Origin of the sequence: Alkalibacter mobilis (assembly GCF_015594845.1) — a bacterium.
Classification (GTDB): domain Bacteria; phylum Bacillota; class Clostridia; order Eubacteriales; family Alkalibacteraceae; genus Alkalibacter; species Alkalibacter mobilis.
The window spans coordinates 19,744-43,753 of record NZ_JADNRK010000001.1 but is presented as its reverse complement, the minus strand read 5'-3'; the positions used below and the strand labels follow the sequence as shown (position 1 = coordinate 43,753).

Annotated in this window: 21 protein-coding genes and 2 riboswitches; of the genes, 17 read left to right on the top strand and 4 right to left on the bottom strand. The window is 39.3% G+C overall.

Annotation, left to right across the window (positions count from 1 at the left end):
- Positions 1 to 35 precede the first annotated feature (35 nt).
- The 7 genes from tkt (at position 36) to IWB18_RS00170 (ending at position 8,933) form a co-directional block, all read left to right on the top strand.
- Positions 36 to 2,009 carry a transketolase gene (gene tkt, locus IWB18_RS00200; RefSeq protein WP_195681569.1) on the top strand — a complete coding sequence of 658 codons (1,974 nt, stop codon included), beginning with the start codon at positions 36 to 38 and terminating at the stop codon, positions 2,007 to 2,009.
- Between the two features lie 37 nt (positions 2,010 to 2,046).
- On the top strand, positions 2,047 to 3,750 hold the full coding sequence (locus tag IWB18_RS00195) for a B12-binding domain-containing radical SAM protein (RefSeq protein ID WP_195681568.1): 1,704 nt from the start codon (positions 2,047 to 2,049) through the stop codon (positions 3,748 to 3,750).
- Positions 3,751 to 3,817: 67 nt separating this feature from the next.
- Positions 3,818 to 4,684 (top strand): peptidoglycan-binding domain-containing protein, encoded by an 867-nt coding sequence (locus tag IWB18_RS00190; protein ID WP_195681567.1) that lies wholly within the window; start codon positions 3,818 to 3,820, stop codon positions 4,682 to 4,684.
- Positions 4,685 to 4,858: 174 nt separating this feature from the next.
- Positions 4,859 to 5,554, top strand: a complete 696-nt coding sequence (gene ftsE / locus IWB18_RS00185) for a cell division ATP-binding protein FtsE (protein ID WP_195681566.1) — start codon at positions 4,859 to 4,861, stop codon at positions 5,552 to 5,554.
- Positions 5,535 to 6,431, top strand: coding sequence for a permease-like cell division protein FtsX (gene ftsX, locus IWB18_RS00180; RefSeq protein ID WP_332310639.1), 897 nt, complete (start codon positions 5,535 to 5,537; stop codon positions 6,429 to 6,431). The genes ftsE and ftsX overlap by 20 nt, the downstream gene beginning before the upstream one ends.
- Before the next feature lie 14 nt (positions 6,432 to 6,445).
- Complete coding sequence (locus tag IWB18_RS00175; protein ID WP_195681564.1) at positions 6,446 to 7,597, top strand: murein hydrolase activator EnvC family protein; 1,152 nt, start codon at positions 6,446 to 6,448, stop codon at positions 7,595 to 7,597.
- 127 nt (positions 7,598 to 7,724) lie between these two features.
- Positions 7,725 to 8,933 carry a S41 family peptidase gene (locus tag IWB18_RS00170; protein ID WP_195681563.1) on the top strand — a complete coding sequence of 403 codons (1,209 nt, stop codon included), beginning with the start codon at positions 7,725 to 7,727 and terminating at the stop codon, positions 8,931 to 8,933.
- Positions 8,934 to 8,950: 17 nt separating this feature from the next.
- On the opposite strand, the gene IWB18_RS00165 is transcribed toward IWB18_RS00170, so the two are convergent.
- A complete protein-coding gene (locus IWB18_RS00165; protein WP_195681562.1) occupies positions 8,951 to 9,823 on the bottom strand; it encodes a putative RNA methyltransferase in 873 nt (290 codons plus the stop codon).
- Positions 9,824 to 9,965: 142 nt separating this feature from the next.
- Here IWB18_RS00165 and IWB18_RS00160 point away from each other — a divergent pair, with 142 nt between their 5' ends.
- Both IWB18_RS00160 and IWB18_RS00155 read left to right on the top strand, forming a co-directional pair.
- Positions 9,966 to 10,970 carry a permease gene (locus IWB18_RS00160; protein ID WP_195681561.1) on the top strand — a complete coding sequence of 335 codons (1,005 nt, stop codon included), beginning with the start codon at positions 9,966 to 9,968 and terminating at the stop codon, positions 10,968 to 10,970.
- Positions 10,971 to 10,992: 22 nt separating this feature from the next.
- The gene (locus IWB18_RS00155) at positions 10,993 to 11,226 is read left to right on the top strand and encodes a thioredoxin family protein (protein WP_195681560.1); all 234 of its coding nucleotides are present in this window, start codon (positions 10,993 to 10,995) and stop codon (positions 11,224 to 11,226) included.
- A gap of 73 nt (positions 11,227 to 11,299) precedes the next feature.
- On the opposite strand, the gene IWB18_RS00150 is transcribed toward IWB18_RS00155, so the two are convergent.
- Positions 11,300 to 11,842 carry a glutathione peroxidase gene (locus IWB18_RS00150; protein ID WP_195681559.1) on the bottom strand — a complete coding sequence of 181 codons (543 nt, stop codon included), beginning with the start codon at positions 11,840 to 11,842 and terminating at the stop codon, positions 11,300 to 11,302.
- Positions 11,843 to 12,094: 252 nt separating this feature from the next.
- Here IWB18_RS00150 and rpiB point away from each other — a divergent pair, with 252 nt between their 5' ends.
- Positions 12,095 to 12,550, top strand: coding sequence for a ribose 5-phosphate isomerase B (gene rpiB / locus IWB18_RS00145; RefSeq protein ID WP_195681558.1), 456 nt, complete (start codon positions 12,095 to 12,097; stop codon positions 12,548 to 12,550).
- Positions 12,551 to 12,571: 21 nt separating this feature from the next.
- Here the strand turns inward: rpiB and IWB18_RS00140 are convergent, their stop codons facing one another.
- Complete coding sequence (locus IWB18_RS00140) at positions 12,572 to 13,483, bottom strand: uroporphyrinogen decarboxylase family protein (RefSeq protein WP_195681557.1); 912 nt, start codon at positions 13,481 to 13,483, stop codon at positions 12,572 to 12,574.
- A gap of 164 nt (positions 13,484 to 13,647) precedes the next feature.
- On the opposite strand from IWB18_RS00140, the gene IWB18_RS00135 reads away from it, so the two are divergent.
- Positions 13,648 to 15,585: an InlB B-repeat-containing protein gene (locus IWB18_RS00135; protein WP_195681556.1), complete on the top strand. Its 1,938-nt coding sequence runs from the start codon at positions 13,648 to 13,650 to the stop codon at positions 15,583 to 15,585.
- A gap of 61 nt (positions 15,586 to 15,646) precedes the next feature.
- Here the strand turns inward: IWB18_RS00135 and IWB18_RS00130 are convergent, their stop codons facing one another.
- On the bottom strand, positions 15,647 to 16,840 hold the full coding sequence (locus tag IWB18_RS00130) for an NAD(P)/FAD-dependent oxidoreductase (protein WP_195681555.1): 1,194 nt from the start codon (positions 16,838 to 16,840) through the stop codon (positions 15,647 to 15,649).
- Between the two features lie 181 nt (positions 16,841 to 17,021).
- A riboswitch (cyclic di-GMP riboswitch) is annotated at positions 17,022 to 17,104 on the top strand.
- Positions 17,105 to 17,136: 32 nt separating this feature from the next.
- Positions 17,137 to 17,220, top strand: a riboswitch (cyclic di-GMP riboswitch).
- Between the two features lie 15 nt (positions 17,221 to 17,235).
- Between IWB18_RS00130 and IWB18_RS00125 the strand changes: the two genes are divergently transcribed.
- The 6 genes from IWB18_RS00125 (at position 17,236) to argS (ending at position 23,817) form a co-directional block, all read left to right on the top strand.
- A complete protein-coding gene (locus IWB18_RS00125; RefSeq protein WP_195681554.1) occupies positions 17,236 to 18,168 on the top strand; it encodes a transglutaminase-like domain-containing protein in 933 nt (310 codons plus the stop codon).
- A gap of 127 nt (positions 18,169 to 18,295) precedes the next feature.
- Positions 18,296 to 19,744, top strand: a complete 1,449-nt coding sequence (cls, locus tag IWB18_RS00120; protein WP_195681553.1) for a cardiolipin synthase — start codon at positions 18,296 to 18,298, stop codon at positions 19,742 to 19,744.
- 77 nt (positions 19,745 to 19,821) lie between these two features.
- Positions 19,822 to 20,595, top strand: a complete 774-nt coding sequence (locus IWB18_RS00115; RefSeq protein ID WP_195681552.1) for a patatin-like phospholipase family protein — start codon at positions 19,822 to 19,824, stop codon at positions 20,593 to 20,595.
- A 43-nt stretch (positions 20,596 to 20,638) separates the two neighbouring features.
- The gene (locus IWB18_RS00110) at positions 20,639 to 21,670 is read left to right on the top strand and encodes a D-alanine--D-alanine ligase family protein (RefSeq protein ID WP_195681551.1); all 1,032 of its coding nucleotides are present in this window, start codon (positions 20,639 to 20,641) and stop codon (positions 21,668 to 21,670) included.
- A 30-nt stretch (positions 21,671 to 21,700) separates the two neighbouring features.
- Complete coding sequence (locus IWB18_RS00105; protein ID WP_195681550.1) at positions 21,701 to 22,129, top strand: DUF1934 domain-containing protein; 429 nt, start codon at positions 21,701 to 21,703, stop codon at positions 22,127 to 22,129.
- Between the two features lie 11 nt (positions 22,130 to 22,140).
- Positions 22,141 to 23,817 carry an arginine--tRNA ligase gene (argS, locus tag IWB18_RS00100; protein ID WP_195681549.1) on the top strand — a complete coding sequence of 559 codons (1,677 nt, stop codon included), beginning with the start codon at positions 22,141 to 22,143 and terminating at the stop codon, positions 23,815 to 23,817.
- Positions 23,818 to 24,010: the final 193 nt, after the last annotated feature.

Below are 24,010 nucleotides of genomic sequence, written 5' to 3'. Positions count from 1 at the left end.
CAGGGGTAATAAAAAATGAAAGAAGGTAATGTTTAATGTCAAAAGAAATGCAGTCAGTTAATGCGGTTAGAATGCTTGGAGTGGACATGGTCAACAAGGCAAACAGTGGACACCCGGGTATAGTTTTAGGCGCAGCACCTACAATGTATACGGTTTTTACAAAACACCTTTCCTACAATCCGCAAAATCCAAACTGGATCGACAGAGACAGATTTGTTTTATCAGCAGGTCACGGTTCTGCCTTGATATACTCAACTCTACATTTGGCAGGTTACGATCTTTCCATGGACGAATTGAAAAATTTCAGACAATGGGGATCAAAGACACCGGGACATCCTGAGTTTGGACACACTGAAGGAATAGAAGCGACTACAGGACCTTTGGGACAAGGTATTTCCATGGCTGTGGGAATGGCAGTTGCAGAAAAATATCTTGGAGCAAAATTAAATAAAGACGGAGTTGCCGTTATGGATCATCATACATACGTACTGTGTGGAGATGGAGACCTTCAAGAGGGAGTTGCCATGGAAGCTGTTTCATTGGCGGGACATTTGGGTCTTGAAAAATTGATAGTTTTGTTCGACTCTAACGACATCCAACTTGACGGACCGGTAAAGATGGCAAATATAGATAATGTTGCAGAAAAATTCAAAGCCATGAACTGGAATTATATTCTAGTAAAGGACGGAGAAAATGTAGATGATATCTCTGCTGCCATTGATGAAGCCAAGAAAAATCAAGGCAGACCAACATTGATCGAAGTAAAAACAGTTATTGGATTTGGCTCGCCGCAAGCGGGAACAAGTGCTACTCACGGTAATCCATTAGGGGAAGAAAACACCAAAGTCGCAAGAGAGACTTTAGGCTGGGAAAAAGAACCATTTGATATACCGCAGGAAGTTTACGATGATTTCAAAGCGGCAAATGAGATAAAGGGAATAAAAAAATACGAAGACTGGAACAAGGTCGTAAAGGAATACTGCGACAATAATCCAGAAGAAGCAAAAATAATCGATGCTTTGATCAATGGAAAGAATATCGATGTAGATTACGATGAAATATTTTCACAATACACACCGGGAGATTCCTTGGCAACTAGAGCATCATCCGGAGACATTCTTAAATTATTGCAAAACAGCAATCCACTTTTGATAGGCGGAAGCGCAGATTTGGCGTCTTCAACCAAAGTAAAAGGAATCGACGGAGACTTCGGTCCTGAAAACCCTGCAGGAAGAAATATCAATTTCGGAGTAAGAGAGCATGCCATGGCTGCTATCGTAAACGGATTGGTATTGCACGGTCTTAAAGGATTCGCAGGAGGATTTTTCATTTTCAGCGATTACATGAAACCTGCAATGAGGTTGTCTGCACTTATGGGTATCGGTTCAATATTTGCATTTACACACGACAGTGTGGCTGTCGGAGAAGACGGTCCTACTCACGAGCCTATCGAACAGCTTGCAGGACTTAGAGCAATGCCGAATATGGATGTATTAAGACCAGCCGATGCAAATGAAGTCAAGGCAGCATGGAAACTGGCATTGGAATCTGACAAGACACCAACCTCCATCCTGTTCACAAGACAAAACGTACCCACCTTGGATAATGCAAGTTTCGAGGGAGTTGAAAAAGGAGCTTATGTGATATCGCCTGAAAAAGATAAGGCTCAGGCAATTTTGATAGCAACCGGAAGTGAAGTTAGTTTGGCGTTGGATGCACAAAAAGTCCTTTGGGATGAAAAAATCGACGTAAGAGTCGTATCCATGCCTTCAATGTTCAGATTCAAGCAACAATCATCCGAGTATATGGAGTCGATCCTTCCGAAGGAAGTTGAAAGCCGGATTTCTGTAGAAATGGGTTCATCATTCGGATGGGCTGAATTTGTAGGTAGCAAAGGTACATATCTGGCCATCGATAAATTTGGCGCCAGCGCTAAAGGAGAAGAAGTAATCCACAATTACGGATTCAATGTTGACAACTTGGTAGGAAAAATCAAAGAAATACTATAATAATATAAACTTATTCACAAAGAAAAGGATAAAGATCATGAAAGTTGTTCTTGCAAGTTTAAATTCCAAGTACATACACACGAATCTTGCTGTCAGATCCTTAAAAGAAAATTGTGATGTGAATGATACAAGCGTACACATTTGCGAATTTACCATCAACGATCGCCTTGAACAAATTTTGGGCAGATTGGTTGAGGAAAAAGCTCAAGTGTACGCTTTTTCCATATATATATGGAATGTGGATCAAACCATCAGGATAATCTCGGATCTGAAAAAAGTTATGCCGAACTCTATAGTTGTAATTGGCGGGCCGGAAGTCTCTTTCAATCCGAAAGAGGAATTGATTAGAACGGGAGCGGATATTTTGGCGATGGGAGAGGGTGAAATAGTATTTCAAAATATCCTGAGAGCCTTGGTTTCTGATTCCGATTTAAGTAAAATAAATCAGATAGCATATTTAATGGATGGGAAAATACATGTAAATGGAGGGATCGACATTTTAGACATGAATACGTTGAAACCTGCATATGGACTTGTTGATATCGAGAACCTTGAAAATAGGATAATTTACTATGAAAGCAGTAGAGGCTGCCCGTTTTCATGTGCATATTGCATGTCGTCCGTCGATAAGAAATTAAGATTCAAAAACCTGGATATGGTGAAGGAAGAATTGGCTTTCTTTATAAATTCCGGGGTAAAGCAGGTCAAGTTTGTGGATCGAACATTCAATTGCAAAAGCCATCGTTCCAAGGAAATATTTAAGTTTTTAATTGAAAATAATGCGAGCACTAATTTTCATTTCGAAGTGGCTGCGGATCTGTTGGATGAAGAATCCATTGAGATCCTTTCAAAGGCACCCCCGGGAACAATCCAGCTGGAAGCTGGAGTTCAATCGGTAAACCGGAAAACTTTAAATGAGATAAACAGAGTGTCTGATGTTGATAAAATAAAGAACAATGTAAAACGGATCCTGTCATTCAACAATGTCCACGTTCATCTGGATTTGATCGCAGGACTGCCTCTTGAGGATTTGGATGATTTTGCCCATTCATTCAATGAAATAATAGATTTAAAGCCCCACATGCTCCAACTTGGATTTTTAAAGATACTGAAGGGATCACCCATGATGGATCTTGTGAAAAAGCACGGGTACAAATACAGGGGATATTCTCCATACCAGGTTTTATGCAACGATCATATGAGTTATGAAGATCTGCTGCTGCTTGAAAAATTGGAAGAGGTCTTCGAAAGATATTACAATACGGGAAACTTCCGAAACACTTTGGAGATGGTATTTGAATCTGAAAATGAGACTCCATTTATGTTTTTTAGAGATCTGGCCAGGCATTGGGATGAAAAAGGGTATTTCAACAACGGTGTAAGCAAGGACAAGACATACGAAATATTCAAAGATTTTCTAGCAATAAAAGGCTATAACGAAAATCTGACAGATAATCTCCTGAGAATGGATTACTTGATTTCTGCCAAATGGCCATTGCCGATTTTTCTAAAAAAAGGTACTTTTAACAAGGAGACTGCATTCGAAATGTTGAAAGAACAGGAATTTGTAGAATATTACATTCCGGAATTCACAGGCATGACGCCTAAAGAGATTTACAAGAGAGTCCATTTTGAAGATTTTGAATTACGTCCGGGAAAAGTTGGGACTGCGTTATTTTACAAATCAAAAAAAGAAAGCCTTGAAAACAAAAATGAAATGGTTTGGGTGACTGAATCGTAATATGATTCTTGATTTGATGCGTAAATATTGATAGAATTAAACAATAACATTCAGAGGAGACAGATATATGAGAGTTGTAAGGAAGATTTTTCTATACTGTTTGATATTTTTGTTTTTGTTGTCACTTTCATCGTCATTTGAAGGAAAAAACATAATCGATAACAAACTTAATGGATTGAGCCTTTCCAGCGACCAAATGAAACTGGCATTTTACGATAAATACGCTTTGTCGGATCAAGGGACCGAAGTAGAGGATGAAAATGAAGATTCTGATTCAAAAGAATCTCAAGATGACGGTGAATTGCAGGAGGAGATCATATACTCCGAAGGCTCGTCAGGCGAAGAAATTCATCGATACCAAAAGATATTGTACTACTTGGATTACTCTGATTTCGTGCCCGATGGAAATTTCCAGACCGGAACGAAAGAGGCTGTGTTGGCTTACCAAGCTGATAAAGGTTTTGATGAAACAGGCGCACTCGACAAGGAAACCATGGACTCTCTTGATGCAGAAAAAATCATCTATGCCACGGGCAAAAAAGGAGACGAGATCCTTGGATTTCAAAAAATCCTGTACTATATGGATTATCTCAGCCAGTATCCTGATGGGATATTCGGCAACCTCACAAAAGAAGCTGTTAAAGAATACCAAGAAGACAGAGACATCGAAATTTCCGGAGAATTGGATCAAATCACACAGGATTCTCTTCTTGGGGAATCACTAACATATAAGACCGGCAAAAGGGGAGACGAGATCCTCGAACTTCAAAAGAAACTGGATCTACTGGGATATGAAATTGGTGAGCCAAACGGTATTTTCGGCACTGTAACCTATCAGGCTGTAATAAGTTTTCAGACGGACAATGCTCTTGACACCAATGGAAGATTGGATCCTGAAACCATTGAAATGATTGAAGAAAAGCAAAATGATTGACATAAATAAACATTTATGAAATATATTTCCAAAAATGTAGGTATCTCCGATGAGATACCTATTTTTTATTTCTTAAATGTGCAAGTAACGGTTTTTATATACTTGTTATTCTGATATAATATCTAGTGTGTTACAAGATGTTTACAAATGCAAGACAAATTTGGAGGTAAAAGATTGATCAGGTTCGAAAGAGTAAATAAAATATACGACAAAACCAAACACTTGGCTCTCTCAGATGTTAGTCTGGATATATGTGTTGGAGATTTTGTCTTTATAGTAGGTAAAAGTGGAGCTGGAAAGTCCACGATGATCAAAATGATTTTGAAGGAATTAGATCCGACGGAGGGCAGGATATTTATCGAAGATGTCGATATAACCAAGCTCAAAAAACGTGAAATTCCTTTTTACAGAAGAAAACTGGGCATAGTTTTTCAGGATTACAGATTGCTCACTGACAAGACAGTTTACGAAAACGTGGCGTATGCCATGGAAATAATCGAAAAAACCCACAAGGACATAAAGGTCAAGGTGCCGGAAGTTTTAAACATGGTTGGATTGACTCACAGGATGAACTACTATCCCGAACAATTGTCAGGTGGGGAACAACAGAGGGTATCTATTGCCCGGGCAATAGTTAATGATCCCAAAATAATAATTTGTGATGAGCCCACAGGAAATCTGGATCCAAGAACTTCCTTGGGGATCATGAAACTTTTAAAAGCAATAAACGATAGGGGAACCACGATAATCATGGCTACTCATGACAGAGATATCGTAGACATGATGCAGGCAAGAGTTATAACCCTTCATGGCGGTAAGGTCGTCAGTGATAAGAAAGGCGGATACGACTGTGAAGCTACATACATTTAAATATTTTTTCAGAGATACGGCAAGAAGCATCAAAAGAAATTCTTTGATGAGCATAGCTTCAGTTATATCGGTAATTGCTGCACTGGTCATTTTGGGGATATTCCTGGTAATTGCACTGAATATCCAGCAGATGACTGCAGACATGGAGAGTCAACTGGAACTTAAAGTTTTTCTTCTGGAAGATATTTCCGAAGAGCAAAAATCGGATTTGGAAACAGTTTTAAAGGCCGATGACAGAATCAGTGAAGTCAGATTTGAATCAAAAGAAGATGCTTTAAATAAGATGTCCACAAATTTGGAAGAGTACAAGGGAATACTGCAGGGGCTTGAACAGGACAATCCGCTTCCGGAGTCATTTATACTGAGAGTAAATGATTCGGAAAGAATTAAAGAAGTCAACGACAGCGTGCTCGAACTCGAAGGCGTTGATTATGTAAATTACGGAGAAGGATATGTTGATGCCTTAATGAAGTTCAACGATTTTACCAATATGCTCAGCTTGGCGGTTTTGGTCATCCTTACGGGCATATCGGTGTTCATAATTTACAACACGATAAAGCTGACGGTTCACTCGAGACGCAAGGAAATAAGCATAATGAAATATGTGGGAGCTACAAACTGGTATATCAGGATACCGTTTATAATTGAAGGTGCCATACTTGGCTTGTCTGGATCAATTTTAGCCATTTTGGTAGTGAGAAACCTATATTATTATCTATTGGGTGCAGTTGCCGGGCAGTCTACTTTATTCATGGGTATAAGCTTTGCCGAACCCGGTCAAATACTGCCTTCAATTGCCTTGTATTTTATTTTGTACGGAATTGTGGTGGGATCTGCAGGGAGCCTGTTTTCTATCACAAAATTTTTGGATGTATGATAGGGGGGATCGTATTGAAAAAAAAATTATTGGTAATATTTCTGACATTTGCAATCAGTATTTCCATGTTTTCATCGACGATCACAGCCAGTACGGTTGAAGATCTGCAGGAAGATTTGGATGCGATCGAAGACAAAAAAGCTGAAACACAAGAAAAACTAGATCTTACAAAGGCATCCATAAGCGATGTCATGAAGGAAATACAAAAATTAAATGATGATATTGCGGCTATAGAAGATGAGATAGAAGACCTGCAAAAGGATATAAATGTTATAGAAGGCAAGCTTGCAGTGTTGGAGGCAGAACTGAAAGCCGCAGAAGAAAAGCGAATAGAGTATAAAGAGGTTTTGGATGAACGGATCAGGGTCATGTATATGTTCGGTGACAGCAGTTACCTGGAAGTTCTCTTCAGTGCAGAGGATTTTGGTGATCTTATATCTAAAATAGACATGATAAAGACTGTCATAGAGTACGATCAGACAATTTTTGCCGAGCTTGAGGCTATTGAACAGGAAATATCTGCTAAGAAAGACGAAGTAGAGGATGAAAAAAACAAGATAGTCGCCAAGCAAAATGAAGCCAGACAAAAAAAATCCAGCCTTAACAAAGTTGTTGTAAACCGGGAAAGCAGGATAGGCGAGCTTAAAAGCAATCAAAGATTATTGGAAGAGGAGAGCAAAGCTCTCGAGCAAGAATCCAACAAGATCAAAACGGAGATTCTCTCAAAGCAAAATATCAATGAAAAACTCAACAGTAAATATTTATGGCCTGTACCCGGAGTTTCTAGGATAAGTTCACCATACGGATATAGGATCCACCCTATATACGGATATAGAAAATTTCATTCAGGAATAGATATTAGCACCCAGGGGCGAAGGGGATTTGATGCAGTCGCCATCGGTTTTGGTGAAGTCATCGATTCAAGGTATTCTTCCAGCTATGGAAATATGGTAGCGATAGATTTGGGACTTGACGAAAATGGAAATAGAGTATCGGCAGTTTATGCGCATCTGGCGAAAAGATACGTTGGTGTGGGTACAAAAGTTAGCCCGGGAACATCTTTAGGTGAGGTGGGAACCACCGGATTGTCCACAGGTATACATCTGCATTTTGAAATTCGCATAAACGGGAATACTGTAAATCCTTTGGGATACGTATCACCTTAACGAAGTAAATTATATAAAAGTGATAAAACTTTGGCGAATGAGTCAAAGTTTTATTTATTCTTAATAAAACTTAAAGATATTATGTTAAAATATAACCTAAGCCAAATTGCAGTCGAGGAGAAATCATATGAATAAAAATCGCAATAAAAAATGGTATGTCATGCTTGTAATTGCACTTATAATAGTGTCGAATGCTGCAACTTTTATTTTTTCAAACATGATAAACATCGCAGTCGGAAACAAGGTGATCGTACAAGCCAAGGATGCTCATACTGCAGACTACATAAACAAGTTTTTATATTTGAAAAATCAGATCCAAACTTCGTATTATAAGGACATAGATGAGAAAATTCTTTTGGAAGGCGCCTTGCACGGCATGTTTGACGCAGTGGATGACCCTTACACCACTTATTACGATGAGGAGCAGTTTTCGGCCTATGTCGAACAGCTGCAAAACAGCTATGTAGGCATAGGGGTGGTGGTAACTGTTGATGAAAACAACGTTGTAACAATAGTGTCTCCAATCGATGGATCGCCGGGCCAAAAGTCAGGGCTGGCATCAGGAGACAAGATCCTAAAGGTTGACGGGCTTGATATTTCCGGTCTTAGTCTTGAAGAAGTGGTTTCGTTGATAAAAGGTGAAGAGGGAACGGAAGTGACACTGACCGTACTCAAGAAAACTACCAGCGAAACCGTTGAGAAGACAATTGTTCGGGAAGAAATAATAATGACAAGCGTTGACAGCATGATTTATGAAAATATCGGATATATATCGATATCGCAGTTTGAATCTTATACATTTGATGAATTTTCCTCTCAGCTGGATGAATTGATGAAACAGGGTGTCGAAGGAATCGTATTTGATCTTAGGGACAATCCTGGTGGCATAATGGATTCAGTTGTTGAAGTCCTTGACAAGATCATGGGCGAATCGGTAATAGTTTATACGGAGGACAAACAGGGCAACAGGGAGTATGAGCGATCGACTGACAATGAAAAATTGGACTTGCCCATGGCAGTTTTGATAAACGAGGGGTCTGCCAGCGCTTCGGAAATTTTTGCCGGAGCCCTTCAAGATACAAAAGAAGCGGTTATTGTTGGGACTACTTCATTTGGCAAGGGCGTGGTGCAACGCATGAGCGATATGAAGGACGGGACAGGTTACAAGATCACCGTTTCAGAGTATTTCACGCCGAACGGCAGGAATATTCATGGTATAGGCATCGTGCCGGACATAGAAGTGGAGATAGATCAGGAATACTATTATTCCGCTGAGTACGAGATATCAAAAGATCCTCAATTCTTAAAAGCGATTGAAGAGATAAAAAGCAATTAAAAAATATGGGAGCACGATCAAATCGTGTTCCCAACCAAGATTTCATAATCCAGGCTTATAGTCCGGATTTTTTTTAATTGTCGAATCTGATTGAGATCCGGCGTTTGATCGATCAACAAAGGGGTCATATTGATCAGATTATGAAGCTGATCCACATCCGGGGTTATGCTGTAACTTAATTTCTTGGATTTAATCAGGTTCATGTGTTTGGTAAAATGATCTAAAACTTTAAGATTTGAATACTCTGATTTATCCGTAGATTTGTAAAAAATTTCCCTGAACTCCCGGAGATATTCTTTTCCCGGGATCACCTTTACCAAAAGGCCATTTTGTTTTAAGACCCTTGAAAATTCCTTGTAGTTTGATGGAGAAAGAATATTGAAGACCAAATCAAAAGATTTGTCTTGATATGGAAGGGCAGACAAATCGCAGACACTCCATAGTATCGGAGCCTGATTGTCCCCGGCAAGAGCTATGCCTTCTTTGGCGATATCACCCCCGTGGAATTCCTTTACCCTGTTCTTGAGTTTTACGTGCAGTTCCGTTGTAATACTACCTTCGCCGCAACCGGCATCAAAAATCAGCAATTCTTCTGAATAACTGAAAAGTTCATCCACCATTTTTGCAAGTTCGTCAGTTAAAGTCGAAAAGAACCCTGAGTCTGCCGTGGCTTTTCTGGATACGTAAAGTTCCTTCCCATAAATGGATTTATGAGTACCGAGCAAAAGATTGACGTATCCTTTTTTCGAAATATTAAAATTATGATTGTTTATGCATTTCAGCCCTTTCCCATCGTATTGGAGGGGCCTGTTGCACTTTGGACATGCAAATACATTTTCAGAGTTTTTTATTACATTTATAAAAGCTTCGATTTTACTTATTTTTGGCATCTGTCTTCTCCGGAATTTTTATATTATTATACCACGAACTTTTGATATTTTATTGACATTAATAAAATTGAGTGATATATTTACTTATGCAGATATACTCATATACGCATAAACAACGATAACTTGAGAATAGGAGAAGCATATGAACGCATTTGATTTTTTTAACAGGCATTTTTTAAAAATGGAATGGCTATATGACGGAGTTGAATATCTGATAAACAGGATATTCGGCTTGGAGATAACAAGCAGAATTGGAGGAAGTATCCATTTTTTCGTATACGATACAGTTAAAATATTCATTCTTTTATCAGTTTTGATATTTGGAGTATCATATATTCAGAGCTTCTTTCCTCCGGAAAGAACTAAAAAATTATTAGGTAACATCAAGGGGATAAAAGGGAATATATTGGGAGCGCTTTTGGGAACGATAACTCCCTTTTGCAGCTGTTCCAGCATACCCTTGTTTATAGGATTTACATCGGCAGGACTTCCAATAGGAATAACATTTTCTTTTTTAATATCATCTCCGTTGGTAGATTTGGCATCTATAATAATTCTTATGTCATTCTTTGGTCCGCAGGTTGCCATTGCATACGTGATTGTTGGTCTAGTTCTTGCCGTTATTGGGGGAGTTTTGATAGACAAGGCAGGCATGGAGAAATATGTAGAAAGTTACGTGCGTGAAATTGAAAGCGCAGATTCGGAGGAAAATGAACTTTCAAAGAGGGACAGAGTTGATTTTGCCGTCGATCAAGTGAAGGAAATAGTTCAAAGAGTATGGCTTTACGTATTCATCGGAGTGGGTATCGGAGCGATTATTCACAATTGGATACCTCAAAGCATGGTCGAAACAGCTTTGGGAAGCAATAATCCATTTAGTGTATTGATCGCTACTGTCATAGGGATCCCGATGTATGCGGATATTTTCGGTACTCTACCCATTGCGGAAGCTTTGTTTTTAAAAGGTGTGGGTATAGGAACGGTGCTGTCCTTTATGATGGCTGTGACGGCTTTATCTTTGCCTTCACTTATAATGCTCAGCAAAGTGGTAAAAAGAAAATTGTTGATATTTTTTACAGGTGTTGTTTCTATGGGTATAATAATCATAGGGTATTTATTTAACGCTTTCGGTAATTTATTCTTTTAATAAAAAAATTTGGAGGTGCAAAATGGAAATTAAAATTTTGGGAACAGGTTGTGCAAAGTGCAACAAGTTGGAAGAACAGGCGAAAGACGCTGTAAAGGAACTTGGACTTCAGGTGGACGTTGAAAAAGTTACAGATCTTAAGGATATTGCTTCATATGGTGTCATGAACACTCCGGCACTTGTCGTTGACGGCAAGGTCGTTGTTAGCGGTAAAGTGATCAAGAGCAAGGAGATAGTAAAATATCTTCAGAAATAACAAGAAAAAAAGTTGCCTGTAAATAAATAGCAGGCAACTTTTTTAAGAGACCAGAGGGCGGTCTCGCAAGCAACTATATCAGCTCTCTGATCGATGGAGCAATTTTTTCAGGTTCGATCCATGAATCGAATCGTTTGACAACATTGCCCTCCCTATCGATGAGAAATTTTGTGAAATTCCACTTGATACTGGGATCTTCAGTGAATTCCGGATACAGGTCTGAGTTTATGCCGTAAAACTTTTCCTGGACAGGATCGGAAAAATCCCATCCTTCAAAAGGAGCTCTTTTGGTTAGTTCAACAAAGAGTTCATGGGCATTCTCACCTCTTACTTCCACTTTTTCAAATAGAGGAAAAGTGACGCCATAATTCAATTGGCAAAAATTTTTGATTTCTTCATTGGTGCCCGGATCTTCTTCATGGAATTGGTTGCATGGAAAACCAAGGATCACAAAATCTTCTGGTCCAAAGGTCTTGTAAAGCGCTTCCAATCCTTCCAATTGGGGTGTGAATCCGCACTTGCTGGCGGTATTCACTATCAAAAGGACTTTTCCCTTGTATTTTTCAAGGGTTGTCTCTTCACCGTCGATGGTTTTAACTTTTATATTGTATAGCATTTTTATTCATCCTTTCGTTGTTGGCTATTTTTAGTGTACAATTCTTTGTTACCCACTTTAAAGAAGAGAAAACATAAATTTTCAAAGCGTGAAATCAGGATGAAATCCCTTGTTATAAGTATGAAAAAGTGATACAATCAGATAAAAGAATAAATGCCCTTGTGAATAGAGTGAAGGCCGTAAATAATCTGTTGTCAGATTTTTTGCGGTTTTTTTGATAATCTGATAGGGTCAAATAAAGGAGGAATTTTAATGAAAATAGCAATTGGATGTGACGAAGCAGGGGTCAGACTGAAAGACACTTTGAGAGAATTTGCGGCAGGAGAGGGACATGAAATGACGGATTTTGGCGTTAAGGAAGGTGAAAGTGTATTATATCCTTTGATAGCTGAGAAAATTGCAAAGGCTATAGCTGATGGCGAGTATGACAGAGGGATAATAATATGCGGAACGGGAATAGGGATGGCCATAACAGCTAACAAGGTTCCAGGGATAAGAGCAACTGTAGCCCACGACGTTTTTTCCGCTGAAAGATCGATCAAGAGTAATAATTGTCAAATTATAACCATGGGCGAAAGAGTCATTGGAGCTGAAAATGCGAAAACTGTATTGAAGGCATGGTTGGATTCAGAATTTGCGGGAGGCAGCTCACAGCCCAAAGTTGACAAGATGATCGAAATCGACGAAAACTACAGATCACAAAGATAAGTATAACAAAAAAAGTCGGTCTTAAGACCGGCTTTTTCTTTTGTCTGCTTCAGAATAGATATCTTTGAGTATTTTTGTATCTATGCCGCTAAACAATCCACTGTTGGTTCCGAGTATAAAACCTTCGAATTCAGTATTTTTCTGGATGTTGTCGATCACGTTGTTTAAACCGTCCGAGTCTTTTGCTTCTTCGATGTCATAAATGTCCAAATGACCCCAGAGACAAAGATCCTTCGCGTAGGGTTTCAACACTTCCAGGTTTACATTGCATTTCTTGTCGATGCAATGTACGCCTTTGAATCCAATGTTTATGATGTCCTCGATTATGGCCATATAATTTCCATCAGAGTGGAAGAAAGGCACCAAATCGTGCTTGTCCATAAATTCTACCTGTTTTTCCATGGAAGATAGAAAATTATCCTTGAATATTTGTGGTCTGATCAACAGACCATTTTGGAAGGCAATGTCATCAGCCAGTATAATTCCATCTGCGCCCTGATCTGCCAGTTTTCTAATCGTTTCCATGTTTATTTTCTGAACGTATTCTACGAAATCAACTATTTCTTCATCTTCCGTCATAACCATGGTGCAAAATTCGTGAAATCCAAAAAATGCCATTCCGGTTTCAAAAGCTCCATCCAAAACAAAAAAGTTAAACATGTCAGTTTCGGTTGCCCATTTTTCGATTTCCACTTTTTGAAGGTCTATGACAGGGTAGCCGGATTCCTTGTGGTATTTGGGAAAATGAGTCATAAGGTCCAAACCCAATGCTCCAGCAAAGTACTTTCTGTGTTCAAACTCCACATGCTCCGCGGATAAATTTTCCGATACGACCTTGTCGTCCAGCACCAATTCCCCTTTAGGAACTTTCGACAAAGATTTTCTATTTATTGCGTCGTGGATAAGTTGTCGTGATTCAACTGATTCTATCATTTAACGATCCCCTTTGTAAGATATTTATAATAAGAATTATAACATAGCATTCCGCTTGTAGTTGAACTCAAGGTTAAAAATCTTAAAGATAATATCGATATGAAATTGAGACCTTGAGTTTTATATGTTATACTGAAAAAAATCATTGAACCTAGGGAGGTTGTATGAAAAAGAAAACGGTAATTGTTCTAGGGATAATAGCTATGGCGGCCATGGCAGTCGGAGCTTTGGTAATAGCGAAGACTCTTTTCACCCAGGTGACACAAGGGGATTTTGCGTATTATGTCAGAGGTGAAAATGCCATATTGAATGAATATACAGGCAGTGCAAAGGACTTGGAAATACCCGCAGTAGTAACAAGCGAAGGTGTGGAACTAAAGGTTAGCACCATCGGCAGCGATGCTTTTTTGGGAAATGAGACATTGGAAAGGGTGGTTGTAGGGGACCATATCAAATCCATAGAGAACAGTGCGTTCGGAGGATGTACCTCTTTGAAAAAAGTAGAATTTTTGGGAGATGCCCCTCAAATGGGAGAAAACGTTTTTATCGATGCAAGTCCTTATTTGGAACTTGTTTATGCCCATGACAAAATCGGCTACGGTGACACTTTCGGATACAGTGCAACTCCTTTTTATTATATAGAGTATCTTGATTACGAAAGTGAAAATGGAAGCCTCCCGGCAGATGAAAACAGATATGGTTTGGGCTCTCAAATCACTGCAAAGCACAACACGGGGATACTGACAAGAACAGGCTATACATTCACTGGGTGGAGCACAAGCCCCGGTGAGGACACCAATGTATTTGAGGAGGGTGAAACTTTTACTCTTACTGAAAGCAATACTAAATTGTACCCTCACTGGACGATCAACGAATATGAAATATTTTTTGAGGACAAGGGCGGTTTGGGATTTGAAAGCAAGATCGTGGAACACGGCAGTCTTGTTGAATATCCGGGAAAACCTGAAAAGAGCGGTTATGTATTTATTGACTGGTTCAAGGACAAAGAATTTAATGAGAAGTGGGATTTTGATTCAGAGTACATTGTGGAAGAAACCACTATCTATGGCAAATGGCTGAAAAATCCTCAAACTCCAAAGGGAATGGCTGCTGTTACAGGAGGCTATGATCAAATCGACCTGAGTTGGAAAAAATCAGATGGTGCCCAGAAGTATCAGATATTCAAATCAGATTCACCGGATGGAAACTATGTCAGGGTTGTAGAAACTACAACCAACACTTACTCAGATAAAAAACTGGAATATCGAAAGACATATTACTATAAAGTCAAAGCTTTGGCGGCCGATGAAGATGTAAAATTGGAAAGTGATTTTTCCTCATACGCATCGGCGAAGACAAATCTTTTAACGCCTGCTGGATTCAGTGCCGCAAGGATCGAGCCCAAAGGAATAAAAATTTCTTGGAAATCATCGGTGGGGGCAACAGGATATGAAGTATATCACTCAAACAGCAGCAGTGGAAATTTTGAACTCTTGACGAAAGTTACCGGGACATCTTACTCAGATGCAAATTCTGAATGGACAGAGTCCAATTATTATAAAACGAGAGCTTATAGAACAGTCGGTGATACCCAGATTTACAGTGACTTTACTGAAGTAAAGGGTTATTACAACGTGGGCAACCAACTGTATAATTATTTGTCATCACTATCCAATAGAAACAGCGTCAGTTCTTCGGCCATACGACTTAATAACGGCTATGCTTCAAATGCCTGTGTGTATTTTGCATCAGAAGCTCTCAGAAGAGTGGGAGTGCCGGTAAGTAAAACAATGAACAATATCGATAGATTCTTGCCTTACCTGACTGCCAACGGATGGGTCAAGGAGAGAGATTATACAAAACTTAAAAAAGGCGACATATGCTTTACGACGGATTCAAATGATGACAAAAACGGCAGACCGACCCACACATACATTTTTATGGGATGGGTCGTTGAGGGTGATTACAACTATGCTTATATATGCGACAATCAAGCTCAGTATTATGACAACCAGGTCCTTCATGTTAGAAATTTCCTGAACAGGGATGAACATGCAGGATCGGAGAAGGAACCGTTCAGTTTCTTTATGACACTAAGGTGATTTATTAAATAAAATGTTAAAAAATTCGGAGGATTTCCTCCGAATTTTTAATTTAACACCCTTATTTGCCAATTTGATCTAATTTAGCTGTATCGTTAATATCCTTTTTCAACAACTCCGAAAAATCATCGCCTACATTAGACTTTAATTTTGTAGCCAGACTTATGTCGTTGATCAAAATTCCACCAACCAACTTTCCCTCTTTGAAGAAAACCTTTCTTAAACTAGTCTCATCGCCATCCTTTATAGAAGTTATCGTGCTGTCATTTGAACCGAAATCACCGATAGAGAAGGCTTTTATATTCAAAATGTTCAACATGTTGGAAGGAGTGATGGGATCGTAGGATTCCCTTTTGCCGGCCATGTTTCTGCCTGCTATTTTTCCTTGCTCTACTGAGATCGGCCATATGTTGAATGACATTTTATTAAATTCTGCCACATCGCCTGCAGCATAAACATCTTTGGCACTTGTTTCCATAAATTCATTCACTATGACGGCTCTGTCGGTTTCCAAGCCGGCATCTTTTGGGATTTGAATGTTTGATCTGACGCCTGCTGAGAATAAAACCAAGTCTGTTTCTACGGCTTCTCCATTTTTTAAAAGACATAAATCAGCAGGATCACCCTTGATTTCTTCCACTTGTGCATCGAGTATAAGATTTATTCCTTGCCCCTCGATAATGTTTTTGACTACGGCAGACCCATCTTCGTCCAACTGCCTGGGCAGAAGACGGGGAGCAAATTCCACCACTGTAACTTCAAGTCCGAGAGCTTTTAAGGAGTTGGCCGCCTCCAGTCCCAAAAGCCCCCCACCGATCACAGTGGCTTTTTTAGATTTTTTTGAGTAGGATTGTATTTCGAGAGCATCAGCCAAAGATCTCAAAGAGAAAACACCCTCTTTGTCCGAGCCTTTAACGGGTGGAACAAAACTAGATGAACCGTTTGCCAGCAAAAGCTTGTCGTAGGCAAAAATGGCATCGCCGTCTGTTGTCACTTTTTTCTCCTTCACATCGATGTTTTCAGCCTTTGTGTCAAGGTGGACGTTTATTTCCTTCTCAGCGTACCATTGTTCAGGATGTATTAAGACTTCTTCCAAAGTGAAATCCTTTGAAAGGTAGTGAGACAACTTGGTCCTGTAATAAGTCAGGTAGGGTTCCTGGGTCAATATATCGATCTTTGAAGTATTATCGATCTTTCTTATCTCTTCAGCTGCAGATAATCCGGCAATGCCGTTTCCTATTATTAATATATTCATCAAATTACCTCCTTCAATGTGCTAGATTATTCTTATCCATCAGAGCAACAGTTAAACAGATTTATGAATAATTTGAGTTTTTAGGATCAAATGATCTATTTTTTTATGGCTATTGCATTTCATAAAAGATGGTGATAAAATGTAAGTGGATAAGTATATCTGTTTAAAAATATACGCTTTTCAGCGACAAAGGCAAACCAATCGAAAGGTTGGGACGCAAAGCCAAGGGTCTTCCCCGCAATGGGATGACAGCCGGTTACCGAAGGGGAAGTTTTTTGTTTTTTAAAATCAACTTTCTACGATAATAGCAAACTGATTGAAAGATCGGGACGCAAAGCCAAGGGCCTAAACCTCAAGAGGTATGGTAGCCGGTTACCGAAAGGAGAGTTTTTTATATGAAAAAATTGACTGTAATTGTAATCATTTTTGTGATATTGGCTCTGGGAACCGGTATTATCGCCATGGGAATGGAGCAGCCAAATCAAGCTGACATGATCAACGACGAACAGGTGCCTTTAAGCAGCGGAGCGCATCAAAGTTACAAAAGTCTCGATATGGACATGAACGATGAAGATGCAAGAATTCTGAATACAGAATCCGGACAGGTTCAAATAAACTCCGGTTTGTTGAGCCAAGGGGCTGTCGCAATAAGATTCGATTATAATGGAGAAAATAAAATCAAAATATCTGTTGAAAAGGATCATGATCAGATTTATTACAATTATTTGGATAATGGAAAATATGAAATATTCCCTCTTCAATTCGGAAACGGAAACTACGAGATCACATTGTTGGAAAATACCACTGGAAAGAGTTATAAAGTGTTGGAAAGATTCGATATCCGTATGGAAATCGAGGATGAGAACCTGGTTTATCTTAATTCTGTTCAGTCAGTTGATTGGAACTATGAAGATAGCAGCACCAAATTGGCTTTGCAGTTGACCGAAGGAATGAAATCCGAATCGGAAAAATTCATGGCAATATACGATTACATTGTAAACAATATTCAGTATGACTACGACAAGATAGAAGCATTGGAGTATTCGTATCTTCCCGATAACGATGCGATCATGGATGCCGGCAGGGGAATATGTTATGATTATTCTTCGCTGATGGCATCAATGCTGAGAAGTCTGGGAGTCCCGACAAAACTTGTCAAGGGTTATGGAGATTTTCAACCCGATGTATACCATGCCTGGAATGAGGTGCTTCTTGACGGAAAATGGTATCTGGTGGATACGACGTATGACGCTCAATTACTGTCAGACGGGAAAAAGGTGGAAGTGATCAAAGACAGAAATGAGTATGACGTGGTCTACACTTATTGAGAAATATTAAGTTGCAGCAAATATGTGAAAATCCGGCTTAAAGTCGGATTTTTTTATGTATTAAATAATATGAAACTAAAGCTATATGTTATAATTGTTTTGATCGACTAATTTCAGGGGGTGGCAGATGCTTCTTGCAACATCTTACGGATTGAGTTTAGTACTTGTAATTAACTTCATATTGACATTCACGATTATTTTCCTTGAGAGAAAGAATCCTCAAAGTACATACGCTTGGTTGTTGTTGCTTTGGATGATTCCTGCCGTAGGGTTTGTTTTTTATTTGTTTTTTTCACAGAATCTGACCCGAAGAAAAATTTTTAATTTAACTTCCACCGAGAAGGCTCTGACAAATACGATCATTCAACAACAGAAGAGGGATCTGACTCAGACACAGCTGATAGACGAAGAAAAATCCAGGCAGAAATATGCAGATATCATATGTTTTCATCAAAATCTGAGTGAAGCCATATACACGAATAACAATGAAGTAAAAATTTTTACCGACGGTAAAGAGAAGTTTGACGCTTTGCTGAAAGACATTGAGAATGCCAGGCATCACGTACATATCCAGTATTTTATTTTCAAAAGCAGCGGTATAGCAGATAGAATAATGAAAGCGCTCAAACTTAAGGCGGAAGAGGGAATTGAAGTTAAACTGCTTTTCGACGATATGGGAGCTTTTTTGCTGAAGCGAATCGATTTTGAGGATCTGATAAGCTCTGGAGTAAAAGTGGCCAAATTTTTTCCATCACGTTTAAAATATATAAATTTAAAGGCCAACTATCGAAATCACAGAAAGATAGCGGTAATAGACGGAAAGTTCGGATACATCGGTGGATTTAATGTTGGAGATGAATATTTGGGACTTGACAAGAAAATGGGTTACTGGAGGGATACTCATTTGAGGATCACCGGAAGCGCCGTTTACGAACTCCAGTTGAGGTTTGTAATGGATTGGAGAGCGTCAAGCGACGATGAAGTAGATCTTGACTACAATTACATGCCGAAAATAGAATCTGCAGGGAATGCAGGGATACAGATCGTGTCGTCTGGTCCTGACGATTCAAACGAACAGATCAAACAAGGGTATTTAAAACTTATAAATGCAGCCAAGTCGTATATATACATACAAACGCCTTATTTTGTACCGGATCAGTCTATTTTGGAATCTTTGAAGATTGCGGCAAAATCAGGAGTAGATGTCAGGATAATGATTCCAGACAAACCCGATCACTTGTTTGTGTATTGGGCGACCTTTTCCTACGTGGGAGAACTTTTGAAATACGGTGCAAAGATTTACATTTACTCTAATGGTTTTTTACACGCGAAAACCATGGTGGTTGATGACGAATTGTCCTCAGTAGGAACCTGTAATTTTGATATTAGAAGTTTTAGTTTGAATTTTGAAGTCAATGCATTTATTTACGATCCTGAAATTTCATATGAGATGAAGGAAATTTTTATAGAAGACATGAAAGACTCCATGAGGATCAATGAAAGCAGGTATGACAAGAGATCTGTGGGCATTAAGATCAAGGAATCCATTTCGAGGCTGTTTTCACCCATACTTTAATATATTTTGTTTTGTAATTGTGATTTTTTCGATATTTATTATAGTGATTTTGTGGTATCATTCTAGGAGGAATTTTGATGTTGGGTATAGTTCTAGAAGGCGGGGGAGCCAAAGGTGCCTATCAGATAGGAGCCTGGAAAGCCATCCGTGAGCTGGGTATTGAATATGCAGGGGTTGTTGGTACTTCAGTAGGTTCTCTAAATGGAGCGATGATGGTGCAGGACGACTTTGACAGAGCATATGATTTGTGGAATAATATGAAACCTGAGAAGGTGATCGCTGATGACGACCTGCTTATGGAAAAGTTGAAAAGCTACGAGTTCAGATCTGAAGATCCCCGGGGGATAAGGCTGGAGCTGGAGGAGCAATTTGGATCGGGAGGTTTTGACATAACTCCATTCAAAAGGCTGATTGCAGAAAATATAGATGAAGAAAAAATCAGGAAATCGAATAAGGATTTTGGATTGGTCACCATTGACCTGGAAACTAACACGGGATTGGAATTGTTCAAAGAGGATATACCTAAGGGACAATTAGGAGGATTTTTGCTGGCTAGCAGCTACTTGCCCGTATTTAAGGAAGAGAGTATTTTTGGCAAAAGGTATTTGGACGGAGGATACTTCAATAACCTCCCAACAAGAATGCTCGTTTCAAAAGGTTACAAGGACATTTTGATCATTAAATTGAATGGCAGGGAAGACCAGTTTCCAGTGGATGAGAAGTCACTGAATGTGACCAGGATATTGCCCAGTTCAGATTTGGGAGATACTTTGGATTTTTCCAATGAGGGGATCAAAAGAAATTTGAAGCTGGGATATATGGATACAATGACTAGTTTGAGTGTGTTATAATATAGGGCATCACTAAATTAAACGTGAGTTTGGAGGAAGTTTTGTGGTTAAGACAAGAGTTGGGATCATATTCGGTGGAAATTCAAAGGAACACGATGTGTCTTTGATGTCGGCTTCAAATGTAATTGAAGCGATGGACAATGAAAAATACGATCTTGAGACCATCGGTATAGATAAAGAAGGAAACTGGTTTATATATAAAGGTGCTACAAGTAAAATAAAAGACGGAACTTGGATCAAAGACAAGGATAATTTAGTTGAAGAGTTTTCCATATTTCATGATGATGTAATAAATTCCATAGATGTATTTTTTCCAGTATTGCACGGACCCAACGGTGAAGACGGTACTGTACAGGGTCTGCTTCGTCTGCTAAGGAAACCTTTCGTAGGTTGTGATGTGTTGGCAAGTGCATTGGGCATGGACAAGGTTTTGTGCAAAAAAATATTCAGAGATGCCGGTCTGCCCCAAGGAGATTTCTTGGCGGTGGATACATATGATTGGGATCAGTCGCCAAATGAGATCCTGGATGAAATACAAAGGGAAATAGGATATCCTTGCTTTGTCAAACCCGCAAATATGGGTTCAAGCGTAGGAATAAGCAAGGCTCATGACAAGAAGGAATTGGTCGAAGGAATAAAAGAGGCTTTTATATACGATAGAAAAATAATTGTAGAGGCAAATGTTGACTGCAGGGAAGTGGAGTGTGCTGTCTTGGGCAATGATGACCCACAAGCTTCCGTGCTGGGGGAAATAGTTCCTTCAAAAGAATTTTACGATTACCAGTCGAAATATATGGACGGCGAAAAATCCCTACTTATAATCCCAGCTGAACTTTCAGATGAAATTACTGAGCAGATCAGGACTTATGCTGTAGAAGCGTACAAAGCAATAGGGGGAAGAGGTCTTTCGCGAGTTGATTTTTTTGTTGAGAAAACGACGGGAGAGGTATTCATAAATGAAATAAACACCATGCCCGGGTTTACCAACATAAGCATGTATCCCAAGCTATGGGAGAGCTCTGGCTTGAGTTATCACGATCTTATAGTCAAACTAATAGACTTGGCTTTAGAATAAGGCAATAGTAGTTGTAGAAAGGGAAGTTAAATGGAAAAAAAGAAAGTATGGTTGTCCATCACCGGCCGCACAAAAAACAGTGAGGGTGAAGAGGATGTAATAGAATTGGTAACACCTGGAGAAATGTATAGAAAAGCGCACAGTGACTATATAATTTATGATGAAACAGAAGTGTCTGGAATGAAAGGCACTACAACGACTCTAGAAATCGACAAAAACAAAATGTCAATAATTAGATTGGGTTCCACCAACTCACATATGACTTTTGAGGCAGGAAGAAAGAATTTTAACACTTATCCAACTCCGTACGGGGAAATGGTCATGAGTATATACACTGAGAAGCTGGCTGTCGATTACGATAAGGAAGACTTGCCTATGGACATTCATGTAGATTATAGTGTAGAAATCCAAGGCTTGATGGCTTCTGCAAATGAATTGAACATTCATGTTAAACATTAGGAGGTAGATGAATGAATTACACGCTTAGTCAGGTAAAAACTGAAATTATAGACGAAATAGCTGCAAGTCTTAAAAAATCTATCGAAAAAGAGTTGTTCCAGTTGGATGAAATACCGGAAATCCTGCTGGAAACTCCAAGAGAAAAGCAGTTTGGAGATTTTTCAACAAATATTGCTATGCAATTGCCGAAACTTACAAAAAAATCACCGAGGTATATTGCAGAGGCAATAGTTGAAAATTATGACAAGAGCAAGACGCATGTGGAAAAAATCGACATAGCAGGACCTGGGTTTATTAACTTCACTTTAAAAGAGGATTGGATCTACGGCATCCTGGAAGATGTAAAAAATACGGGCTCTGACTACGGAAAGACAGAATATGGTAGAGGCAGGAAGGTAAACGTGGAATTCATCAGTGCCAATCCCACAGGCCCAATGCATATGGGAAATGCCAGAGGCGGAGCCATAGGCGACGGCATGGCTCAGGTTCTTTCATGGGCAGGTTTTGAAGTGGTAAAGGAATTTTATATAAACGATGCAGGAAATCAAATCGAAAAATTCGGACAGTCTCTTGAAGCAAGATACCTTCAAATCAACGGCGTTGCTGTTGAGTTTCCGGAAGACGGATACAAGGGAGAGGACATAACCATCCATATGAACGAATTTACGGAGGCACATGGAAACAAGTACGTAAATTTTGACAGCAGGGAAAGACGGGAAGTGCTTATTGCCTATGCCTTGGAAAAGAACATTAAAAAAATCGAAGAAGACTTGAAGGGTTACGGAATTGAGTACGATGTGTGGTTTAGGGAAAGCGAGCTGCATAAATCGAATGCAGTTCTTGAGATAGTTGAAGAGCTCAAGGAAAGAGGCCATACCTACGAAAAGGATGGAGCAACCTGGTTTAAAGCTACTGAATTTGGATGCGAAAAAGATGATGTTCTTATCAGGAACAACGATATCCCGACATATTTTGCCGCAGACATAGCTTATCACGTAAATAAATTCAGGACTCGCGGATTTGACTGGGGTATAAATGTTTGGGGTGCCGACCATCACGGCCATGTAGCCAGGATAAAAGCAGCTTTGGATGCTCTTGGACTAAAAGGCGACAACTTGGATGTGATTTTGATGCAGCTTGTGAGACTGGTAAGAAAAGGTGAAACAGCAAGAATGTCCAAAAGGCAAGGTAACATGGTCACGCTTTCAGATCTGATAGATGAAGTAGGCAAGGATGCGGCAAGATTTTTCTTCAACTTGCGATCTCCTGAAAGTCATTTTGACTTCGATTTGGATCTGGCAGTGGAAGAGTCAAATGAAAACCCGGTATTCTACGTTCAATATGCTCATGCGAGAATTAGCAGCATATTGAGACAAGTCGAAGAAGATTTGGGGAAAATCGATGCAGATTTTACTTTGCTTAAAGAAAAAGAGGAAAAGGAACTGATCAGGATACTTGCCGAGTTCCCATTTGAGATAATCACTTCGGTCGAGAAAATGGATCCAAGCAGAATTACCAGATATGCCATGGATGTGGCTTCCAACTTCCATAGCTTTTACAATGCCTGCAGGGTAAGAAACGACGATCTAAAACTGATGAAGGCAAGAGTGGAACTTGTAAGTGCCGTAAAAGTGGTACTGAAAAACATAACTGAGATATTGGGAATAAAGGCTCCAGAGCGAATGTAGTACAAAATTTGGGATGCAGATAATATATCTGCATCTTTCTTATTTTAGCAGATTGCATTACAGGATAAATTCAGTTTACACAAGAAGAAGCGGGGTAAACATATTAAGAAGACATACAGTTTACAAAAAAATCTATTGTGATAAAATGAAAATGGATAATTTTATCCGGTTGTATAAAAAGTAATGGGGGATG

What these genes read in the sequence shown, in the direction of transcription:
- tkt (WP_195681569.1), top strand. Translation starts at nt 36, where the DNA reads ATGTCAAAAGAAATGCAGTCAGTTAATGCGGTTAGAATGCTTGGAGTG.
- IWB18_RS00195 (WP_195681568.1), top strand. Translation starts at nt 2,047, where the DNA reads ATGAAAGTTGTTCTTGCAAGTTTAAATTCCAAGTACATACACACGAAT.
- IWB18_RS00190 (WP_195681567.1), top strand. Translation starts at nt 3,818, where the DNA reads ATGAGAGTTGTAAGGAAGATTTTTCTATACTGTTTGATATTTTTGTTT.
- IWB18_RS00170 (WP_195681563.1), top strand. Translation starts at nt 7,725, where the DNA reads ATGAATAAAAATCGCAATAAAAAATGGTATGTCATGCTTGTAATTGCA.
- IWB18_RS00165 (WP_195681562.1), bottom strand. Translation starts at nt 9,823, where the DNA reads ATGCCAAAAATAAGTAAAATCGAAGCTTTTATAAATGTAATAAAAAAC.
- IWB18_RS00160 (WP_195681561.1), top strand. Translation starts at nt 9,966, where the DNA reads ATGAACGCATTTGATTTTTTTAACAGGCATTTTTTAAAAATGGAATGG.
- IWB18_RS00155 (WP_195681560.1), top strand. Translation starts at nt 10,993, where the DNA reads ATGGAAATTAAAATTTTGGGAACAGGTTGTGCAAAGTGCAACAAGTTG.
- IWB18_RS00150 (WP_195681559.1), bottom strand. Translation starts at nt 11,842, where the DNA reads ATGCTATACAATATAAAAGTTAAAACCATCGACGGTGAAGAGACAACC.
- rpiB (WP_195681558.1), top strand. Translation starts at nt 12,095, where the DNA reads ATGAAAATAGCAATTGGATGTGACGAAGCAGGGGTCAGACTGAAAGAC.
- IWB18_RS00140 (WP_195681557.1), bottom strand. Translation starts at nt 13,483, where the DNA reads ATGATAGAATCAGTTGAATCACGACAACTTATCCACGACGCAATAAAT.
- IWB18_RS00135 (WP_195681556.1), top strand. Translation starts at nt 13,648, where the DNA reads ATGAAAAAGAAAACGGTAATTGTTCTAGGGATAATAGCTATGGCGGCC.
- IWB18_RS00130 (WP_195681555.1), bottom strand. Translation starts at nt 16,840, where the DNA reads ATGAATATATTAATAATAGGAAACGGCATTGCCGGATTATCTGCAGCT.
- IWB18_RS00125 (WP_195681554.1), top strand. Translation starts at nt 17,236, where the DNA reads ATGAAAAAATTGACTGTAATTGTAATCATTTTTGTGATATTGGCTCTG.
- cls (WP_195681553.1), top strand. Translation starts at nt 18,296, where the DNA reads ATGCTTCTTGCAACATCTTACGGATTGAGTTTAGTACTTGTAATTAAC.
- IWB18_RS00115 (WP_195681552.1), top strand. Translation starts at nt 19,822, where the DNA reads ATGTTGGGTATAGTTCTAGAAGGCGGGGGAGCCAAAGGTGCCTATCAG.
- IWB18_RS00105 (WP_195681550.1), top strand. Translation starts at nt 21,701, where the DNA reads ATGGAAAAAAAGAAAGTATGGTTGTCCATCACCGGCCGCACAAAAAAC.
- argS (WP_195681549.1), top strand. Translation starts at nt 22,141, where the DNA reads ATGAATTACACGCTTAGTCAGGTAAAAACTGAAATTATAGACGAAATA.